The 17,527-nt window shown below is 69.9% G+C and carries 18 protein-coding genes; 3 read left to right on the forward strand and 15 right to left on the reverse strand.

Translation table 11 applies throughout. The features are described 5' to 3' along the window. Positions 1-53: 53 nt before the first annotated feature. The 3 genes from ACZ58V_RS26650 to ACZ58V_RS26660 all read right to left on the reverse strand — a co-directional run bounded on the left by ACZ58V_RS26650 (position 54) and on the right by ACZ58V_RS26660 (position 5,041). Positions 54-1,637 (reverse strand): TROVE domain-containing protein, encoded by a 1,584-nt coding sequence (locus ACZ58V_RS26650; RefSeq protein ID WP_471292957.1) that lies wholly within the window; start codon positions 1,635-1,637, stop codon positions 54-56. A gap of 351 nt (positions 1,638-1,988) precedes the next feature. Then, a complete protein-coding gene (locus ACZ58V_RS26655) occupies positions 1,989-3,434 on the reverse strand; it encodes an alkaline phosphatase PhoX (RefSeq protein WP_471292960.1) in 1,446 nt (481 codons plus the stop codon). Positions 3,435-3,613: 179 nt separating this feature from the next. Then, on the reverse strand, positions 3,614-5,041 hold the full coding sequence (locus ACZ58V_RS26660) for a hypothetical protein (RefSeq protein WP_468193220.1): 1,428 nt from the start codon (positions 5,039-5,041) through the stop codon (positions 3,614-3,616). 305 nt (positions 5,042-5,346) lie between these two features. On the opposite strand from ACZ58V_RS26660, the gene ACZ58V_RS26665 reads away from it, so the two are divergent. Next, positions 5,347-7,176 carry an endonuclease/exonuclease/phosphatase family protein gene (locus ACZ58V_RS26665; protein WP_471292963.1) on the forward strand — a complete coding sequence of 610 codons (1,830 nt, stop codon included), beginning with the start codon at positions 5,347-5,349 and terminating at the stop codon, positions 7,174-7,176. A gap of 51 nt (positions 7,177-7,227) precedes the next feature. Here the strand turns inward: ACZ58V_RS26665 and ACZ58V_RS26670 are convergent, their stop codons facing one another. The 3 genes from ACZ58V_RS26670 to ACZ58V_RS26680 all read right to left on the reverse strand — a co-directional run bounded on the left by ACZ58V_RS26670 (position 7,228) and on the right by ACZ58V_RS26680 (position 9,155). Further along, a complete protein-coding gene (locus ACZ58V_RS26670; RefSeq protein ID WP_471292965.1) occupies positions 7,228-7,917 on the reverse strand; it encodes an antibiotic biosynthesis monooxygenase in 690 nt (229 codons plus the stop codon). 453 nt (positions 7,918-8,370) lie between these two features. Next, positions 8,371-8,739, reverse strand: coding sequence for a DUF3618 domain-containing protein (locus tag ACZ58V_RS26675; RefSeq protein ID WP_468193223.1), 369 nt, complete (start codon positions 8,737-8,739; stop codon positions 8,371-8,373). Beyond that, the gene (locus ACZ58V_RS26680; protein ID WP_471292968.1) at positions 8,736-9,155 is read right to left on the reverse strand and encodes a phage holin family protein; all 420 of its coding nucleotides are present in this window, start codon (positions 9,153-9,155) and stop codon (positions 8,736-8,738) included. Before ACZ58V_RS26680 ends, ACZ58V_RS26675 begins: the two co-directional genes overlap by 4 nt. A 134-nt stretch (positions 9,156-9,289) precedes the next feature. On the opposite strand from ACZ58V_RS26680, the gene dapA reads away from it, so the two are divergent. After that, the gene (gene dapA / locus ACZ58V_RS26685) at positions 9,290-10,180 is read left to right on the forward strand and encodes a 4-hydroxy-tetrahydrodipicolinate synthase (protein ID WP_468193225.1); all 891 of its coding nucleotides are present in this window, start codon (positions 9,290-9,292) and stop codon (positions 10,178-10,180) included. A 113-nt stretch (positions 10,181-10,293) separates the two neighbouring features. On the opposite strand, the gene ACZ58V_RS26690 is transcribed toward dapA, so the two are convergent. From ACZ58V_RS26690 to ACZ58V_RS26710, 5 genes are all read right to left on the reverse strand, one after another. Further along, complete coding sequence (locus ACZ58V_RS26690; protein WP_468193226.1) at positions 10,294-10,524, reverse strand: hypothetical protein; 231 nt, start codon at positions 10,522-10,524, stop codon at positions 10,294-10,296. Positions 10,525-10,637: 113 nt separating this feature from the next. After that, a complete protein-coding gene (locus ACZ58V_RS26695) occupies positions 10,638-11,471 on the reverse strand; it encodes an NAD(P)H-binding protein (RefSeq protein WP_471292971.1) in 834 nt (277 codons plus the stop codon). A 156-nt stretch (positions 11,472-11,627) separates the two neighbouring features. Beyond that, positions 11,628-12,617: a 2,3,4,5-tetrahydropyridine-2,6-dicarboxylate N-succinyltransferase gene (gene dapD, locus ACZ58V_RS26700; RefSeq protein WP_468193229.1), complete on the reverse strand. Its 990-nt coding sequence runs from the start codon at positions 12,615-12,617 to the stop codon at positions 11,628-11,630. 119 nt (positions 12,618-12,736) lie between these two features. Then, positions 12,737-13,300 carry a TetR/AcrR family transcriptional regulator gene (locus tag ACZ58V_RS26705; RefSeq protein WP_471292974.1) on the reverse strand — a complete coding sequence of 188 codons (564 nt, stop codon included), beginning with the start codon at positions 13,298-13,300 and terminating at the stop codon, positions 12,737-12,739. Then, positions 13,300-13,620, reverse strand: a complete 321-nt coding sequence (locus ACZ58V_RS26710) for a DMT family transporter (protein ID WP_468193231.1) — start codon at positions 13,618-13,620, stop codon at positions 13,300-13,302. Before ACZ58V_RS26710 ends, ACZ58V_RS26705 begins: the two co-directional genes overlap by 1 nt. 167 nt (positions 13,621-13,787) lie before the next feature. Here ACZ58V_RS26710 and ACZ58V_RS26715 point away from each other — a divergent pair, with 167 nt between their 5' ends. Further along, complete coding sequence (locus ACZ58V_RS26715) at positions 13,788-14,621, forward strand: AbfB domain-containing protein (protein ID WP_471292976.1); 834 nt, start codon at positions 13,788-13,790, stop codon at positions 14,619-14,621. A 69-nt stretch (positions 14,622-14,690) separates the two neighbouring features. On the opposite strand, the gene ACZ58V_RS26720 is transcribed toward ACZ58V_RS26715, so the two are convergent. From ACZ58V_RS26720 to sufC, 4 genes are read right to left on the reverse strand one after another with little or no spacing between them, the layout of a single operon-like run. Then, positions 14,691-15,023 (reverse strand): metal-sulfur cluster assembly factor, encoded by a 333-nt coding sequence (locus ACZ58V_RS26720; protein ID WP_184596910.1) that lies wholly within the window; start codon positions 15,021-15,023, stop codon positions 14,691-14,693. Then, positions 15,020-15,490, reverse strand: coding sequence for a Fe-S cluster assembly sulfur transfer protein SufU (gene sufU, locus ACZ58V_RS26725; RefSeq protein WP_382828143.1), 471 nt, complete (start codon positions 15,488-15,490; stop codon positions 15,020-15,022). The genes ACZ58V_RS26720 and sufU overlap by 4 nt, the downstream gene beginning before the upstream one ends. Before the next feature lie 16 nt (positions 15,491-15,506). Next, a complete protein-coding gene (locus ACZ58V_RS26730; protein ID WP_382498721.1) occupies positions 15,507-16,763 on the reverse strand; it encodes a cysteine desulfurase in 1,257 nt (418 codons plus the stop codon). After that, positions 16,760-17,524, reverse strand: coding sequence for a Fe-S cluster assembly ATPase SufC (gene sufC / locus ACZ58V_RS26735; protein ID WP_189731061.1), 765 nt, complete (start codon positions 17,522-17,524; stop codon positions 16,760-16,762). Before sufC ends, ACZ58V_RS26730 begins: the two co-directional genes overlap by 4 nt. Positions 17,525-17,527: the final 3 nt, after the last annotated feature.

Genomic DNA, 17,527 nt, shown 5'->3' on the forward strand with positions numbered 1-17,527 from the left:
GCTAACAAGAGGACCGTGGCCCGCACTCCCCACGCGGTGCGGGCCACGGTCCCTCAGGCCGCCCAGGGCCAGTCGGCGTCGCGGGACGCCTCGATCAGCGGAACCATCCGGAAGGCCGCGTCCGACAGGCCGCCGAAGGTGTGCCGGTTCCCCGTGCCCGACGGGCCGTGGCCCGCCCGGTATCCGGCGAGGTTCCAGGTGTAGACCGGCACGTCGGCCGGGACCTGCTCGGTCGGGTCGCCCTGGCGGTGGTGCGTGTACTGCTCGTCGGTGACGATCAGCACCCGGTCGTGCTTCCGGAAGTGCCGGCGCACCGCCTCCGTCGTGTCGGTGCCGCCCAGGTCGCCGAAGCGGTCGAGGATCTTCAGGACCGACTCGCCCTCGCGGAACCGCACACGGTCGCTCGTCGAGCCGAACTCGACCAGGTCCGCGCGCTCCGCCCGCAGCGCGAGCGCCGTACCGAAGACCGCCGCCGCGTCGGCGCGGGTGAGCTCCGAGCGGTCGGACAGCCGGGACCAGAACATCGAGCCCGAGCGGTCCACGAGCACCAGCGTCCGGCCGGGCAGCGCGGGCACGTTGGCGAGCGAGTGACCGAGGGCCCGCTCCAGCGCGTACGACCAGCGCAGTGACGGGGCGTGCTGATACGCGGCGAGGTACCGGAAGGGGAACTGCCGCGAGCGCGCGACCTCGGCCGGGTCGCTGATCCGCGCGGCGACCCGCTCGGCGACCTCGTCGGACACCCCGGCCTCGTCGAAGTTCCGCAGGTTGCGCACGAGCGCCATGGTGCCCATGGAGGGAATCACGGCCTCCCAGGCCGCCTTGTCCATCGGCCCCTGCAGCCAGCCCGCCAGCGTCTCCCACGTCATTCCGGCCGCGGCCAGCCGCTCGGCACCGCCCTCGGCGGTCACGACCGCCCGCCGCTCCTCGACCGGCAGCGCCATCAGCTCGCGGTGCGCGCCGAGGACACGGTCCGCCTCCGGCGGCACCGCGGTGTCGGGGTTGTGCCGCCGGTCGAGGGCGTAGCGGAACAGCTCGCCCTGCCACGGCTTGTCCGGGTCCGGGGCCGCGTGCACGAGGTTGAGGATGTCGCCGAAGCGGTAACCCTTGGAAGCGGTGTCGTACTTCAGCAGCGCCTTGCCGTGGTACAGGCGGCGCACGGCATCGGCGATGCCGCGCTTGACCGGCTTGGGCACGTTCCGCCCGTACATCGCGGTCCAGTACGCGAGCAGTTCGCCCGGCTCGTCGGGCCGCTGGAGCACGGAGGCGACGACCTGCCGGTTGGACGGGCCATCGGTCGCGCACGCGTCCAGGCGGGCCTTGACGTACTCGGCGGCGCCGACGACCGAGGCCGTACGCAGGTTGCCCTCGCCGCGCAGCCAGCCGAGCAGGCCGGCCGTCCATACCGGGTCGGTGACGGCGAGTTCGCGCACGAGCTTCGCGAAGCGGTCGTCGCGGTCGGCGCCGGCCTCGTAGAAGGTCTGCTGCGAGACGAAGTTCGAGACGGCGAGCAGAAAGAGCTCGGAGCGGGCATCCCGCTCGCGGCCGCGGCCGCCCTCGTAGGTGCGCAGCACACGCCCGGTGGACGTGACGCGCGAGACGGGACGCGCGCGGGCTGCCTTGGAGTTGAATCGCGCCATGATGAATTCCCCCGAATTCGTTCTTACTTGTTTCCGGGGGAGACGCTGCATGCGAGAAAAGAGGTGGGCGCCCGAGGACAGAAGTCGGCGACGGACTAATTCAGATGCTCTACCCATTGAGCTACGGCGACACGAAGTCGCCGGCGGGACTCGAACCCGCAACCCTCCGATCCCAGGAAGTAACCGTTGCCTTCGCACCGGGCACCCACCACATGCTGCGCCTCCCGAGATCAAGTCGGCGGCGGCGTCGGATTCTTTGGAAGAGAAGTAGCCGCTGCCATCGCACCGGGAGGTGCGTGACGTTGTGATCTCACTGTAGGAGGCGCGGCGCGGGCACTGCGAACGAATTAATTACCGCTTCTGGCGCTTCCAAGGGCCGGTGATGGCAAGCATGATGCCCGGCGTCTGAATGTTGGCGTAGAGCGTCCGGCCGTCGGGAGAGAAGGTGACACCGGTGAACTCGCTGTATTCCGGCTCCTCCTCGGTGCCTATGTTCAGCTCGTTGCGGGCGATGGGGTATGTACGTCCGCTGTCGGTGGCCCCGAACAGGTGCTGTACCCCTTCCCCGTCCTCGGCGATGACGAGGCCGCCGTACGGGGAGACGGTGATGTTGTCGGGGCCGTCGAAGGCGCCGTCCTTGGAGGGGTCGGGATTCACACCGAGCAGGACCTTCAACGTCAGTGTCCGGCGCTTGGGGTCGTAGAACCAGACCTGCCCGTCGTGCTGGACGGGGCTCTCCTCGCGGGCGTACGAGGAGACGATGTAGGCACCGCCGTCGCCCCACCACATGCCCTCCAGCTTGCGGGCGCGGGTGACCTGGTCGTCCTTGAACTGCTTGCGCACGGGCGTGGTGCGCGCGTCGCGGTCCGGTACGTCCACCCAGTCGACGCCGTAGACGGTGCCGATCTTCGTGGCCCTGGACAGGTCGTCGACGAACTTGCCGCCGGAGTCGAAGCACTTGGGCGCCTGGAGGACACCGGCGTCGTCGGCGAGCTTGCGGAACTTGCCGGGGCCGTACTCGAAGCCCCTGGGCGGGGTCCAGCGGAAGAAGAGGCCGTTGGGGTCGGCGGCGTCCTCGGTGAGGTAGGCGTGGCCGCGCCTGGGGTCGATGACGACGGCCTCGTGGTCGTAGCGGCCGAAGAACTTCAGGGGCTTGGGGCCGCGGTTGGCGCGCCGGTCGCACGGATCGACCTCGAACACATAGCCGTGGTCCTTGGTCATGCCGTTGACGCCGGCCTTGTCGGAGTTCTCCTCGCAGGTGAGCCAGGTGCCCCAGGGGGTGCTGCCGCCTGCGCAGTTGGTGGAGGTGCCGGCGATGCCCACCCACTCGGCGACGCGTCCGTCGGGGCGCACCTCGACGACCGTGCAGCCACCGGCGGCGGCCGGGTCGTAGACGAGGCCCTCGGTGAGCGGCACCGGGTGCTCCCATTTGGCGCGCGGGCCCTTCAGCTCGTGGTTGTTGACGAGCAGGGTGGTGCCGCGGGGACCGTCGAAGGTGGCGGTGCCGTCGTGGTTGGACGGCGTGAACTCGCCGGACTCCAGCTTCGTCTTGCCGCTGTAGGTGAGGATCCGGTACGTGAAGCCGGCGGGCAGGGCGAGGATGCCCTTGGGGTCCGGGACCAGCGGCCCGTAGCCGACTCCGTGCCGGGAGTCCGCGGACGCGTCCCCCGCGCTGCCGGTGTCGTAGGACGCGAGGGCGTTCGGTGCGGTGCCGAGGGCGCCGACACTGCCCGCCAGCGCGACACCGGCACCGGTGATCGCGGAGGTTCTGGCGAAGTCCCTGCGGGTGAGCGACATGGTGTCTCCTGTGACGGTGAGTATGCCGTGGAGGGTGGCGGACCTCGTTCGGCGACACCGTGCCGCTCATAGGTGAATGAGGGCTGAACAACGCCCAAAGGGGCGCGGGACTGTTCTCATATGCGGCTCCGCCGCGTGGGCGCGACCAGCCACAACGGGCCGGCATACGCCGGACCAGCTCAGCCCCCGTGCTGCGACCGCGCCTTGAACGCGGCCTTCCGCGCCTCCTTGGCGATCTTCTTGTCCGGATGCAACCGCCCCATCGCCTCCAGCACATCAGCCACAGCTGGATGATCCACCCGCCACACCGCCGCAAAGAACCCGCTGTGCTGCTGAGCAAGCCCCTGTACCAACGCCCGCAACTCCTCGGAGTTCCCTTCGGCGGCAAGCTGCGCAGCCACCGTGTCGATGGTCAGCCAATACACCATCGCCTCGGACGGCGCGGGCACATCCGCCGCCCCGTGCTCGGTCAGCCACACCCGCGCGAGCCCGCCCAGCTCGGCATCGTCGAGGACTTCCCGCAGCGCCGGCTCGGCCGAGGCGCCGACCAGGGACAGCGCCTGCTGGCAGCGCAGCCGCCGCAGCGGCGCACCGGCGTCCGCGCCACGGGCCGCCGCCAGCAGCTCCCGCGCGGAGGCGAGGGAGTCACGGCGGGACAGCCACTGCTCGGTCTCGGCCTGCGCCGCGGCCGGCGGGAACGCCGCCGTGCCGTCGAGCAGCGCGTCGGCGCCCTTGTCCGCGAGGTCCCCGACGGCCGGTGCCTCGAACCCGGCCTCCAGCAGCCGGGCACGCATCCCGTACAGCCCGAGCGGGGTGAGCCGGACCATGCCGTAGCGGGAGACGTCGGTGTCGTCCACGGGCGCCGCGGGCTCCTCGTCGGCGTCGGCCATGAGCGCCTCGTCCACCGGCTGGTACTCCACGAACCCCACGGGCTCCAGCATCCGGAACTGGTCGTCCAGCCGCATCATCGCGTCGGACACCTGCTCCAGGACGTCGTTGGTGGGCTCGCCCATGTCGCTGGGCACGATCACCGACGCGGCCAGCGCGGGCAGCGGCACCGGCGCCTCGCCGGGCGTGTCCTCGCCGGCGGTCAGCAGATAGAGGTTGCCGAGCACCCCGTCGAGGAACTCGGCCTCGGACTCGGGGTCCCAGTCGAGCCCGGAGAGGTCGAGCTCGCCGTCCTCGTCGACGAGATCCGCGAGCCCCTCCAGGTCGGGCACGCTCGCGTCGGCGAGCACCGTCTCCAGGGCGGCGAGCCACAGGGCGAGCACGTCCTGCGGCGAGCCACCGGTGAGCAGGGCCAGGTCCTCGCCCGCCCGGACGGTGCCCTCCTCCTCGTCGACGACCTCGACGAGCCCGGTGTCCACGGCCACCCGCCATGCCTCGCTGGCGTCGGCTGCGGCATCGTCCCCGCTCAGCCCGAGCGTCTCGACCGCCGCGGGAAGCTGCTCGTCGACGAGCCCTCCCCCGGCGTCGACGCGGGTGTCCGGCCCGGCCCAGCGGGCGAGCCGGGCGGCCCGGGACAGCAACGGCGTGGACAGTGCGGCACGCGCCAGCTCCGCTTCGGAGTGCAGCCGCACCGGCGGCAGGGGGGAGCTGTCTGACATCGGCTGTTTCTCCTAGGGCGCCTCATACGACTCAGCCGCTCAGCCTAGACGGATTTCCACCCATGCCGCCTACTTCATCTCCCCGTCAGCCGTCGTACATGGCCGAAACCTTGACAAGTGACGTGACCAGGCTGGAGATTGACGCGCGTAGAAGTCGGCGGACAGTTGTTCACCGGGCCGGCCCCACCCCGCCCGCCCGTCCACCGCCCGCTACGCGCGTCACACCGCCCGCCCCACAGGTAGCGGCAGTCAGTCCACGCACCACCCTCGTCCCGGCACCTGTCATGTCCCCGGAGGGAACCCCGTTGCCGAGCAAGTCGTCCGCGCGTCTCGCCGCGCTCACCGTCGCCGCCGCGTGCTCCGCGGCATCCACGATCGTCCTCACCACCCCCGCGCACGCGGACTCGGTCCGCGTCCACGACGTCCAGGGCAACACCCGTACCTCCCCGTACGCCGGGAAGCAGGTCACGGACGTGGCCGGAATCGTCACCGGCATCCGGACGTACGGTTCCTCCCGCGGCTTCTGGATCCAGGACCCGAACCCGGACGCCGACCCGGCGACCAGCGAGGGCGTCTTCGTCTTCACCAGCTCGGCGCCGAAGGGGGTCGCCGTCGGTGACTCCGTCACGGTCAGCGGCACGGTCGCGGAGTACGTCCCCGGCGGCGCCACCTCCGGCAACCAGTCGCTGACGGAGATCACCAAGCCGACGTTCACGGTCCTCTCCAGCGGCAACACGCTTCCCGCCGCCACCACCATCACCTCGCGGTCGGTCCCGGCCACCTACGCGCCACCCGGCGACACGACCACCAACGGCTCGATCAACGCCCTCGCCCTCAAGCCCTCGAAGTACGCCCTGGACCACTACGAGGCGCTGGAGGGCATGACCGTCCGCGTCACCGACACACGGGTGGTGGGCGCCACCGACCCGTACACCGAACTCTGGGTGACGGTGAAGCCGCACGAGAACCGCAACCGCCACGGCGGCACGGTCTACGGCTCCTACGACGCCCAGAACACCGGCCGCCTCCAGATCCAGTCCCTCGGGGCGACGGCCGACTTCCCGAAGGCGAACGTAGGCGACACCCTCTCCGGCACGACGGCGGGCCCGCTCGACTACAACCAGTTCGGCGGCTACACCCTGGTCGCGAGCGAACTCGGCACGCTCAAGACGGGTGACCTGAAGCGCGAGACCACCCGTAGTCAGCGCGGCGGCGAACTGTCGGTCGCGACGTACAACGTCGAGAACCTCGACCCGTCCGACGGCACGTTCGCCGAGCACGCCTCCGCGATCGTGAACAACCTGAAGTCGCCCGACATCGTGTCCCTGGAGGAGATCCAGGACAACAACGGCGCCACGAACGACGGCACGGTCGCCGCCGACCAGACGATGACCAAGCTGATCGACGCGATCGTCGCGACAGGCGGCCCGAAGTACGACTGGCGCTCGATCGACCCGGCGAACAACACCGACGGCGGCGAGCCCGGCGGCAACATCCGCCAGGCCTTCCTGTTCAACCCGGAGCGGGTCTCCTTCGCCGACCGCGCGGGCGGCGACGCCACGACGGCCACCGACGTGACGAAGGTCCGCGGCAAGGCCCAGCTCACGCTGAGCCCCGGCCGTATCGCCCCCGCCGACGAGGCCTGGAAGAACAGCCGCAAGCCGCTGGCCGGCGAGTTCGCCTTCCGCGGCCGTACGGTCTTCGTGATCGCCAACCACTTCAACTCCAAGGGCGGCGACCAGGGCCTGACCTCCCAGTACCAGCCGCCGTCCCGCAGCTCCGAGACCCAGCGCCACCAGCAGGCCACCCTGGTGAACGCCTTCGTCAAGGACATCCTCGACACCCAGAAGAACGCGGACGTCATCACGCTGGGCGACATCAACGACTTCGAGTTCTCGAAGACCGCGAAGCTCCTGGAGGGCCGCGGCGAACTCTGGTCGGCGATCAAGTCGCTCCCCCGCAACGAGCGTTACTCGTACGTCTACCAGGGCAACAGCCAGGTCCTCGACCAGATCCTGATCAGCCCGTCGATCCGTCGCGACTGCGACTTCGAGTACGACAGCGTGCACATCAACGCGGAGTTCAACGACCAGATCAGCGACCACGACCCCCAGGTCCTGCGCTTCCGCCCGTAACCCACAAGGGCCGGCTGAAGAACTGCTTCAGCCGGCCCACCTCATCCTCACTCACCCGGGCACAAGCCCCAGAGCATGCCGATACCGGCTCCCGCTCGTCCCCTTCACCCCCGGATACGCCCGCACCCGCTCCCACGCGTCATCGCCCCCTGAAGCGGCCAAGGCAGCGTCATAGGCCTGGTCACTCTCCCACTCGGCGTAGTTCAGCACATGCCCGCCATCGGTACTCAGATGGAAGTGAGCGGAGATCAGCCCGGCGTGCCCGTCCGGATCGTCCTCCACGGCCCTCGCCACCAAGCCGATCCACTCCTCCCTACGCGCCCCGGCCCCTTCCTCGAAGCCGATCCGCACGGTGACGATCAGCCCAGGCACGCGCACGTCCCCGACGGCCCGTTCCCTGCTGCGATACCGCCGGTACCGCCCGAGCCCCACCCGCTCGATTCCCGGCACTGCGGTGTCGATCTCGTCGACCCGCTCCTGCCGATGAGTCTTCACAAACGCCTCGAAGGCCTGCTCACCGCTCCACTGCGAGTGGTGCATCAGCGTGGACCCGTCATGCCCCGCGTACACGTGATACCCCAGCAGCCCATCAGCGGGCCAGGGCCGCCGCTCCCAGGTACGCCCGATCGCCTCCACTGTCCGCCCCTGCCGCTCGGGCGTCCCCACACGCCAGGTACTGAAGAGGGGAGCACCGATACGCGGGTCGGTGAGATCGGGGTGCTGCTCGGTCCGACGGCTCATTGAACACTCCAGTCGCGGTTCGCCGAATGACTACGCACCCCACCCTTCAATCTCAACCAAGCTTGAGGTCAAGGAAGGGTTCTCAGTCACTCGGCGTCAGCGCTGGGGCCGGGTGGGTCCGCAGCCCGGCGTAGCGGGGTGCCGCCCCTGGCGGCACGCATGCCCGCAGCGACGGCCGGCGGCAGCCAAACGGACCACGATGCCGCCCACACCACCCGCAGCTCGCACCGACGGCCAGCCACAACCGGGGGACCACCACGCGCCCGCACGCGCCAACGGCGGCAAGGGGACGTGTCGGGGGGTGTCCGCCCGCAGCGGTTGGCGCGTCAACGAACAGTCAGTCGGCGTCCAACCCCATCGCGCCGTTCCGAGGACGGACACCCCCCGACACGGCCCCGCCCCACAACCCGGCGCATAGGCGCGACGCGCACCCCCACAGCCCACCGCAGGCACTCAGCGATGCCCGTGATGATGCCTCCGCCGGAACACCCCGACAGCCACCACAGCCCCGGCAGCCGCCCCCACCACCAACACCGGCCGCGGATGCCGGAACCCGGCCTGAACAGCATTCCGCACCGGCCGAGGCCCCGTATGCGTCGCCCTGTCCTGCACCGTATGCCCAGCCTGCACCGCACTGCTGCGCAACTGCACCGTCATCGCCCCGGCCTTGTCCCGGAGATCAGCCGCCCGCGCACGCGCACGCCCCTTCACATCCGCCTTCCCCGCCAACTCCTCCACGGTATTGCCGAGTTCACTGCGGGTCCGCTCGATCTGCCGCCGCAGCTCATCGGGCCCCTTGGCCCCACCCGTCGCGTCCGTCATCGATGCGCCCTTTCCCTGATCTCCTCCACGTCCGCCTTCACACTGCCGAGAGCCTCCTCAGGCGTAGGAGGCGTGGCCCGCCGCAACTGCCCCCGACCGACCACACCCAGCACAGCCGCGATGACGAACAGCACCCCCGTCACGATGAGCGCCGAGGCCCACACGGACAGCACCAGCGAGAGCGCGGCAACCCCCGTACCGGCCAGCGCGAGCAGCCCCGCATAGGCAACGGCACCCGCCGCACCGAGCAGCCCACCACCACGCCCCGCACGCCGCCCCTTCTCGGCCAGCTCCTCCTTGGCGAGAGCCACTTCCTGCCGCACCAGCAGGGAGAGCTGCTCCGCGGCCTGTCCGACGAGCTCACCCACGGAGTGGTGCTCGTCGTGCACGACCCGATGTTCCATGGTCCCGGTCACAGTGTTCCGCCTCCTCTCGAAGTAGGAACGCCCGAGTACCCTCACCACCCCCACACAACCTCGAAGCAGATCTAACCAACACCTGGTAGAAGATTTAAGTGGAGCTACACAGACACGCCGCCGACACTACTGACATGACGACGACGCCACCGTTCGGCCGCACCCTCTGCGCCATGATCACCCCGTTCACCGAGACCGGAACCCTGGACCTCGACGGCGCCCAGCACCTCGCCACGCACCTGGTCGCACACGGCTGCGACGGCCTCGTAGTCTCCGGCACGACGGGCGAGTCCCCGACCACCACGGACGCCGAGAAGTCGGCCCTGATCGCCGCCGTCCGCGAGGCCGTGGCCGACAGGGCGTCGATCGTCGCGGGTGTCGGCACCGCCGACACGAGGCACACCGCCGACCTGGCCCGGGAGGCCGAAAAGGCGGGCGCGGACGGCCTGTTGGTGATCCCGCCGTACTACAGCAGGCCCCCGCAGGACGCGATCGAGGCCCATTTCAGCGAGATCGCGGACGCCACCGAACTCCCGCTCATGCTCTACGACATCCCGATCCGCACCGGCATCCGCGTCGAACCCGAGACGATCCTCCGCCTCGCCGAACACCCCCGGATCGTCGCGGTCAAGGACTGCTCGTACGACTTCCTGGGCGCCCAGAAGGTGCTGTCCCGCACGGACCTGGCGTACTACGCGGGCTGCGACGAGCACAATCTCGCGCTGTACGCCGTAGGCGGCACGGGCTACGTCAGCACGGTCGCGAACGTGATCCCGAGCCACCTGCGAGCGGTCCTGGACGCGTTCGACGCGGGCGACACCGCACACGCGGCCCGCCTCCAGCAGCGAGCCACCCCCCTCATCGAGGCGATCATGTCGGCAGGCCTGCCGGGCACCGTCACCACGAAGGCACTCCTCACCGCACTGAACCTCCCCGCGGGCCCGGTCCGCGCCCCCCTACGCCCCGCCGACCGCGCCAGGACCGACGAACTCCTGTCGCTCCACAGGACCCTGACCACCACGTGACCACCACCTGACCAGCCCCGAGGCGGGCCCTGCCCCGCCAACGGGCCGGGGTCCGCACCGCACCCACGTGCGATACGAACCCCGGCACCCCACCCCGCGGTCGTGCTGCCGGCTCAGTTCCAGGCGTACCCGTCACCGAACAGCAGCGTGTGCTCCAGCACGTCCTCGGCCGGGTCGTCGACCTGCCCGGTGCTGACGTTGACCAGACCGAACCGGTGGCCGTTGTGCGAGTTCGTGTTGGTCTCGTCGGCGTGCGCGGCCCCCGCCGGAATCCAGCACACCGCCAGTGCCGCGACCGCCACGGCCAGACAGCGCGCCACGACCCGCTCCCGCTCATTCCTCATGCCCCGGTCCTCGTTTCATCGGTTCGGCGTCAGATCGGACACTGCGTCCACCGGTTCATCTGCCTGCCCCGTCACGAGGTCACGCCCGCTCATGCGTCCGTAGGTGTCCCGGCTCAGCGGAAGGCGTCACCGTTCTCCGCTGCCCACTGCCGGAACGACCTGGCCGAGGAACCGGTGACCTGCGCAACCGTGTCGCGCACCGTCAGCAACTCGTCGTTGACGTCCCCGCCCATGAGATCGAGCACGGCGTGCGCGGTCTCGTCCCCCAGGAAGGACGCCATCTGCCGATGTGCCTCCTCCGGGCTGATCTCGACGAGGGTCACCTCCCGCCCCAGAGCCGCCGCCACGGCCGCGACCTGCTGCCGGACGGTGACGCGTGCCGGCCCCGTCAGGGCGTACGTCCGCCCTCGATGCCCCGGCTCGGTCAGCGCGGCGCGAGCGACCGCCGCGATGTCCGCGGGGTGCACGGCGGGAAGCCCGATGTCCGCATACGGCGCCCGGACCACGCCCTCCGCACGGATCGACTGCGCCCACCACAGAGTGTTCGAGGCGAACTGCGTCGGCCGCAGGATCGTCCAGGCCATTCCGCTGTCCTTGAGCAACCGTTCGACGGCCAGGTTCTCGCCGGCCGCGGGCAGGTGCGGATGGGTCTGCACGGTGATCGACGACACGAGCACCACATGCTCCACACCCGCCTGCCGGGCAGCCGCGAGAACCTCCTCTTCGTCCCCCGTCCCCGACAACAGGAACAGCGAACGCACCCCCTCCAGCGCGCCCTTCAGGGAATCCGCCCGCGCGAGATCGCCCTCGACGACTTCGACCCCCTCGGGGACCGAGACCCGCCCCGCATCCCGCGTCAGAGCCCGCACCGCCACGGCGCCCCTCAGACTCAACTCCCCCAGCAGAGTCCTTCCGATGTTCCCGGTCGCACCGGTCACAAGAATCATCGCCGCCCGCTCCTGCCCCCAGATATCGATCACTTGCCCGGCAGGCTAGGACCTCGACTTTGCTTGAGGTCAAGGCGGCGGAACGGCCGTGAACACACGAGCGCCCTCCCGGCCGTCCTCGGGCCTGGGAGGGCGCTCGGCGATGACCGACGCGGATTAGTTGTGGCTGTGCAGGATCTCGTTCAGCCCGCCCCACACCGCGTTGTTCGGCCGGGCCTCGACCGTGCCGGTGACCGAATTGCGGCGGAACAGGATGTTGGAGGCGCCGGACAGCTCGCGGGCCTTGATGATCTGGCCGTCGGGCATGGTGACGCGGGTGCCGGCGGTGACGTAGAGGCCGGCCTCTACGACGCACTCGTCGCCGAGGGCGATGCCCACGCCCGCCTCGGCGCCGATCAGGCAGCGCTCGCCGATGGAGATGATGACGTTGCCGCCGCCGGACAGCGTGCCCATGGTGGAGGCGCCGCCGCCGATGTCCGAGCCGTCGCCGATCAGGACGCCCGCGGAGATACGGCCCTCGACCATCGACGTGCCGAGCGTGCCGGCGTTGAAGTTGACGAAGCCCTCGTGCATGACGGTGGTGCCCTCGGAGAGGTGCGCGCCGAGGCGGACCCGGTCGGCGTCGGCGATGCGGACACCCTTGGGGGCCACGTAGTCCGTCATGCGCGGGAACTTGTCGACGCTCGTCACCTGCAGGTGCAGGCCCTCGGCGCGCGCGTTCAGGCGGACCTTCTCCAGGTCGTCGACGGCGACCGGGCCCAGCGAGGTCCAGGCGACGTTCGCGAGGTGGCCGAAGATGCCGTCGAGGCTCTGGCCGTGCGGCTTCACCAGACGGTGCGAGAGCAGGTGCAGGCGCAGGTAGACGTCGTGCGCGTCGACCGGCTTCTCGTCGAGCGAGGCGATGACCGTGCGGACCGCGACCACCTCGACGCCCCGGCGGGCGTCGGGGCCGACCGCGGCGGTCGCGCCGTCGCCGAGCAGCTCCGCGGCACGCTCGGCGGACAGCCGCTCGGTGCCGGACGGGCCGGGCTCGCCGGCCAGCTCGGGTGCGGGGAACCAGGTGTCGAGAACGGTGCCGTCGGCGGCGATCGTGGCGAGGCCGGCGGCCACGGCGCCGGTGGTGCGAGGAGCAGTCGTGTCGGTCATGAGGGCAACCTAACCGGCGGACGGCGGTCGATGCGAACCGGTACGGAGGCGTCTCACGTGCCGGGCGGTACGTCTCCCGTACTGGTCGGCGACGCGCGGCGGCCGCCCCGCCACCGGCCTCACTCCCCCGCCCCGCGACGACCCGCCCCCGCCACGACCCGCCCCAGCACCTCCCGTGCGTACACCTCGTCGTACGGCGCCCCCGTCAGCAGCGCCTGAAGACAGATGCCGTCGACGAGCGCCACGAGCGCCCGCGCGGTGACCGGATCCGTGCGCCGGGACAGCACCTCGGCGAGTACCTTGGTGCACTCCTCGGCGACGGGCCGCAGAGCGGGCCGGCGCAGGGCGGCCAGGTACAGCTCGTACTCCAGCTCGACGGCGGTGCGGTCGCCCGCGAGCCACTCGCCCATCCACGCGGCGAGTTCGGCCGCGAGGTCGCTCTGCGGATCCTCCAGGCCGCCGCGGGCGGCGACCACCTTGGCGAACCCCTCGTTGGCCTGCCGCAGCGCGGCGACCATCAGTTCGTCGAGGGTCTTGAAGTGGTACGTCGTGGAGCCGAGCGGCACATCGGCCTCGGCGGCGGCACTGCGGTGGCTCAGCCCGGCGATGCCCTTCTCCCCGACGACCCGCATCGCCGCGTCGATGATCCGCTGCCGCCGCTCGGGGTCGTAACGCCGGGGCATCAGTGCCCACCTCCCATGTTCAGCACCACGACCCCGACGATGATCAGCGCGATCCCGGCGGCCTTGGCCGTGGTCATGCCCTCTCCCAGGAACAGGGTCCCGATGGTAGCGACGGCCGCGGTGCCCACGCCGGACCAGATGGCGTAGGCCGAGGCGACGGAGACGGTCTTCAGCGTCTGCGCGAGCAGTGCGAAGGAGACGACGTATCCGAGGAGCGTGAGCAGCGAGGGCCCGAGCCTGCTGAAGCCGTCGCTGTACTTCATGGCGGTGGTCGCACCCACTTCGGCGGCGATGGCCGCGGACAGCAGCAGATAACCCATGTGTACAAGCGTACACACCATCTGTACGACCGTACACATCACAGGACGGAAACCGCTCTCACATAACGCCCCCAGTGATCCCACACGTCCACTACGGTGTCACCGATCACGCACCGGGCCACCACAACTGCGCCGCCGTCAAGGGTGCCCGATGGAGGAACAAACGCATGACAGAAGACAAGTCCCGGCCGCCACAGGACCGTCCGTGGGAGAGCGGCTGGGCCCCGGACACCACCCGGGCACCGGGAACGCGAAGGCTCTGGCTGGCGGGCACCCTCGCCCTGGCCACGGTCACCGCGTGTGTGACGGCGATCGCCGTGATGGACAGTCAGTCCGGCGACACGACACCCGAGTCGGCGGAGCCGACGACACTCAGCAACTCGGCCCCCGGCGGGCTGATCTCCTTCGCGACACCCTCCGGGAACACCACGCACGCGCCCGGCAAGGACCGCGGACACCCGTCCCCCACCCCGACGACGAGCGCACCCACCAGCCCGAGCGCCTCCGCGAAGCCGCGCCCGAAGGCGCCGAAGCCCTCGGATTCCCACCGGACTTCACCGGCCCCGAAGCCCCCGAAGTCCAACGGGATATCCATACGCTCGGTCAACTACCCCGAGCGCTACTGGCGGGTGCGCGACGGCTATGTGCGCCTGGACTCGATCGGCTCCGGCCCCGAGCAGCGTGAGGACGCCACCTTCCGGCGCGTCTCCGGCCTCGCCGACTCCTCCTGCTACTCCTTCACCACCGCGGACGGCCGCTACCTCCGCCACCGCAGCTTCGTCCTCGTCGAGGACAGCGACGACGGCTCGGCCCTCTTCCGCAAGGACGCCACCTTCTGCCCCCGCCCCGTGTACCCCTCGGGCGCGGTCATGCTGGAGTCGGTGAACTACCCGGGCCGCTTCCTGCGCCACCGCGACTTCCAGCTCCGCCTCGACCCGTACCAGCACTACGGCGAGTTCCGCGCGGACGCGTCGTTCCGGCTGGTGGCCGGGCTGGACTGAGCCGCGCTGGACCGAGCATGACGAAGGGGCGGCACCCGATGGGTGCCGCCCCTTCGTCACGCGTGGATCTCAGACGTTGAACCCGAGCGCCCGAAGCTGCTCCCGGCCGTCGTCCGTGATCTTGTCGGGGCCCCACGGGGGCATCCAGACCCAGTTGATGCGCAGTTCGTTCACGATGCCGTCCGTGGCCGACTTCGCCTGGTCCTCGATGACGTCGGTGAGCGGGCAGGCCGCCGACGTCAGCGTCATGTCGATCGTCGCGATGTTCGCGTCGTCGATATGAATGCCGTAGATCAGCCCGAGGTTGACGACGTCGATGCCCAGCTCGGGGTCCACGACGTCGTACAGGGCCTCGCGGACCTCGTCCTCCGAGGCCGGCTTCATCTCGATGGTCTCGCTCATGCCGTCGTCTTCCTTTCGGCGTCGGCCTCGCCCAGGGCCTGGGCCGTCGCGTCCTTCCAGGCCATCCAGCTCAACAGGGCGCACTTGACCCGGGCCGGGTACTTGGAGACCCCGGCGAACGCGACCGCGTCCTCCAGGACCTCCTCCATGGCGTCGTCGGGCTCGAGCTTCCCCTTGGACTGCATCAGCTCCAGGAAGGTCTCCTGGATCTTCCGCGCGTCGGAGAGGTCCTTGCCGACGAGGAGTTCGTTCAGTACGGACGCGCTCGCCTGGCTGATGGAACAGCCCTGGCCCTCGTACGAGACGTCCTCGATCGTCGTGCCGTCGTACTTCACGCGCAGTGTGATCTCGTCACCGCACGTCGGGTTGACGTGGTGCACCTCGGCGTCGCCGTCCCGCAAGCCCCGCCCGTGCGGGTTCTTGTAGTGGTCCAGGATGACTTCCTGGTACATCGAATCCAGCTTCACGGTTTCCGCACGCCTCTCAGCCGAAGAAGTTCCGTACGTGCTCCAGGCCGTCGACCAGTGCGTCGATCTCGGCCGGCGTGGAGTACAGATAGAACGACGCTCGCGTGGTCGCGGGAATTCCGTAGCGCAGGCAGACCGGCCGCGCGCAGTGGTGGCCGACCCGGACCGCGATGCCCTGCTCGTCGAGGACCTGGCCCACGTCGTGCGGGTGGATGTCCCCGAGGGTGAAGGAGATCGCCGCGCCCCGCTCCTCGGCCGTGGTGGGGCCGATGATCCGGAGGTCGGGGACCTCCAGGAGCCGCTTCACCGCGTACTCGGTGAGCGCGTGCTCGTGGGCGAAGATCTTGTCCATGCCGATCGAGTTGAGGTAGTCGATCGCCGCGCCGAGCCCGACCGCCTGGGCGATCGGGGGCGTGCCCGCCTCGAACTTGTGGGGTGCCGGGGCGTAGGTCGAGGAGTGCATCGACACCGTCTCGATCATCTCGCCGCCGCCGAGGAACGGAGGCAGGTCCTCGAGGAGTTCCTGCCGTCCCCACAGGACGCCGATGCCGGTCGGACCGCACATCTTGTGGCCGGTGAAGGCCACGAAGTCGGCCTGGAGGGCCTGCACGTCCAGCGGCATGTGCGGCGCGGCCTGGGATGCGTCGACGCACACCAGCGCACCGACCTCCTGGGCGCGGCGCACTATCGCCTCGACCGGGTTCTGGGTGCCCAGGATGTTGGAGACCAGCACGAAGGAGACGATCTTCGTCTTCTCCGTGATGACCTGGTCGATGTTGGACAGGTCGAGGCGGCCGTCGTCGGTGAGGCCGAACCACTTCAGCTTCGCGCCCGTGCGCTGCGCGAGCAGCTGCCACGGCACGATGTTGGAGTGGTGCTCCATCTCCGTGATGACGATCTCGGTCTCGGAGTCCACGCGGTAGGGCTCGTCGGCCCAGCCCAGCATGTTCGCCACGAGGTTGAGCGACTCCGAGGCGTTCTTGGTGAAGATCACCTCGTTGCGCGAGGGCGCGTTGATGAACTCCGCGACCTTGTCGCGCGCGCCCTCGTACAGCGCCGTGGCCTCCTCGGCGAGGACATGCACGCCACGGTGGACGTTGGCGTTGTGCTGCTCGTAGTACTCGTCGAGGACGTCGATGACCTGGCGCGGGGTCTGCGAGGTCGCCGCGTTGTCGAGGTAGACGAGCTTCTTTCCGTCATGGACCTGGCGGTCCAGGATCGGGAAGTCCTTGCGGAGCGCCTCAGTGTCGAGGAGGCCCGGCAGCTGTGTCACGCGGATGCGCCACCCTTCGTGTATGCCTCGTATCCCTCGTCCTCCAGCTTGTCGGCGAGCTCGGCACCGCCGGACTCGACGATGCGGCCGCCGGAGAAGACGTGCACGTGGTCGGGCTTGATGTAACGGAGGATGCGGGTGTAGTGGGTGATCAGCAGGGTGCCGACCTCACCCGTCTCACGGACCCGGTTCACGCCCTCGGAGACGACGCGCAGGGCGTCGACGTCCAGGCCGGAGTCGGTCTCGTCGAGGACCGCGATCTTCGGCTTGAGCAGCTCCAGCTGGAGGATCTCGTGGCGCTTCTTCTCACCGCCGGAGAAGCCCTCGTTGACGTTGCGCTCGGCGAAGGACGGGTCGATGTTGAGGCGCTGCATGGCCTCCTTGACCTCCTTCACCCAGGTGCGCAGCTTGGGGGCCTCGCCGCGGATGGCGGTGGCGGAGGTGCGCAGGAAGTTGCTCACCGACACACCCGGGACCTCGACCGGGTACTGCATGGCGAGGAACAGGCCGGCGCGGGCCCGCTCGTCGACGGACATCTCCAGGACGTCCTCACCGTCGAGGGTGACGGTGCCGCCGGTGATCGTGTACTTCGGGTGACCCGCGAGGGAGTAGGCGAGGGTCGACTTGCCGGAGCCGTTCGGGCCCATGATGGCGTGCGTCTCGCCCTGCTTCACGGTGAGGTCGACGCCCTTGAGGATCTCCTTCGTGGCGTTGTCGGCCTCGACGGTGACGTGCAGGTCTCGGATTTCAAGCGTTGCCATGGG

The organism is Streptomyces sp. NPDC040589 (assembly GCF_055594445.1).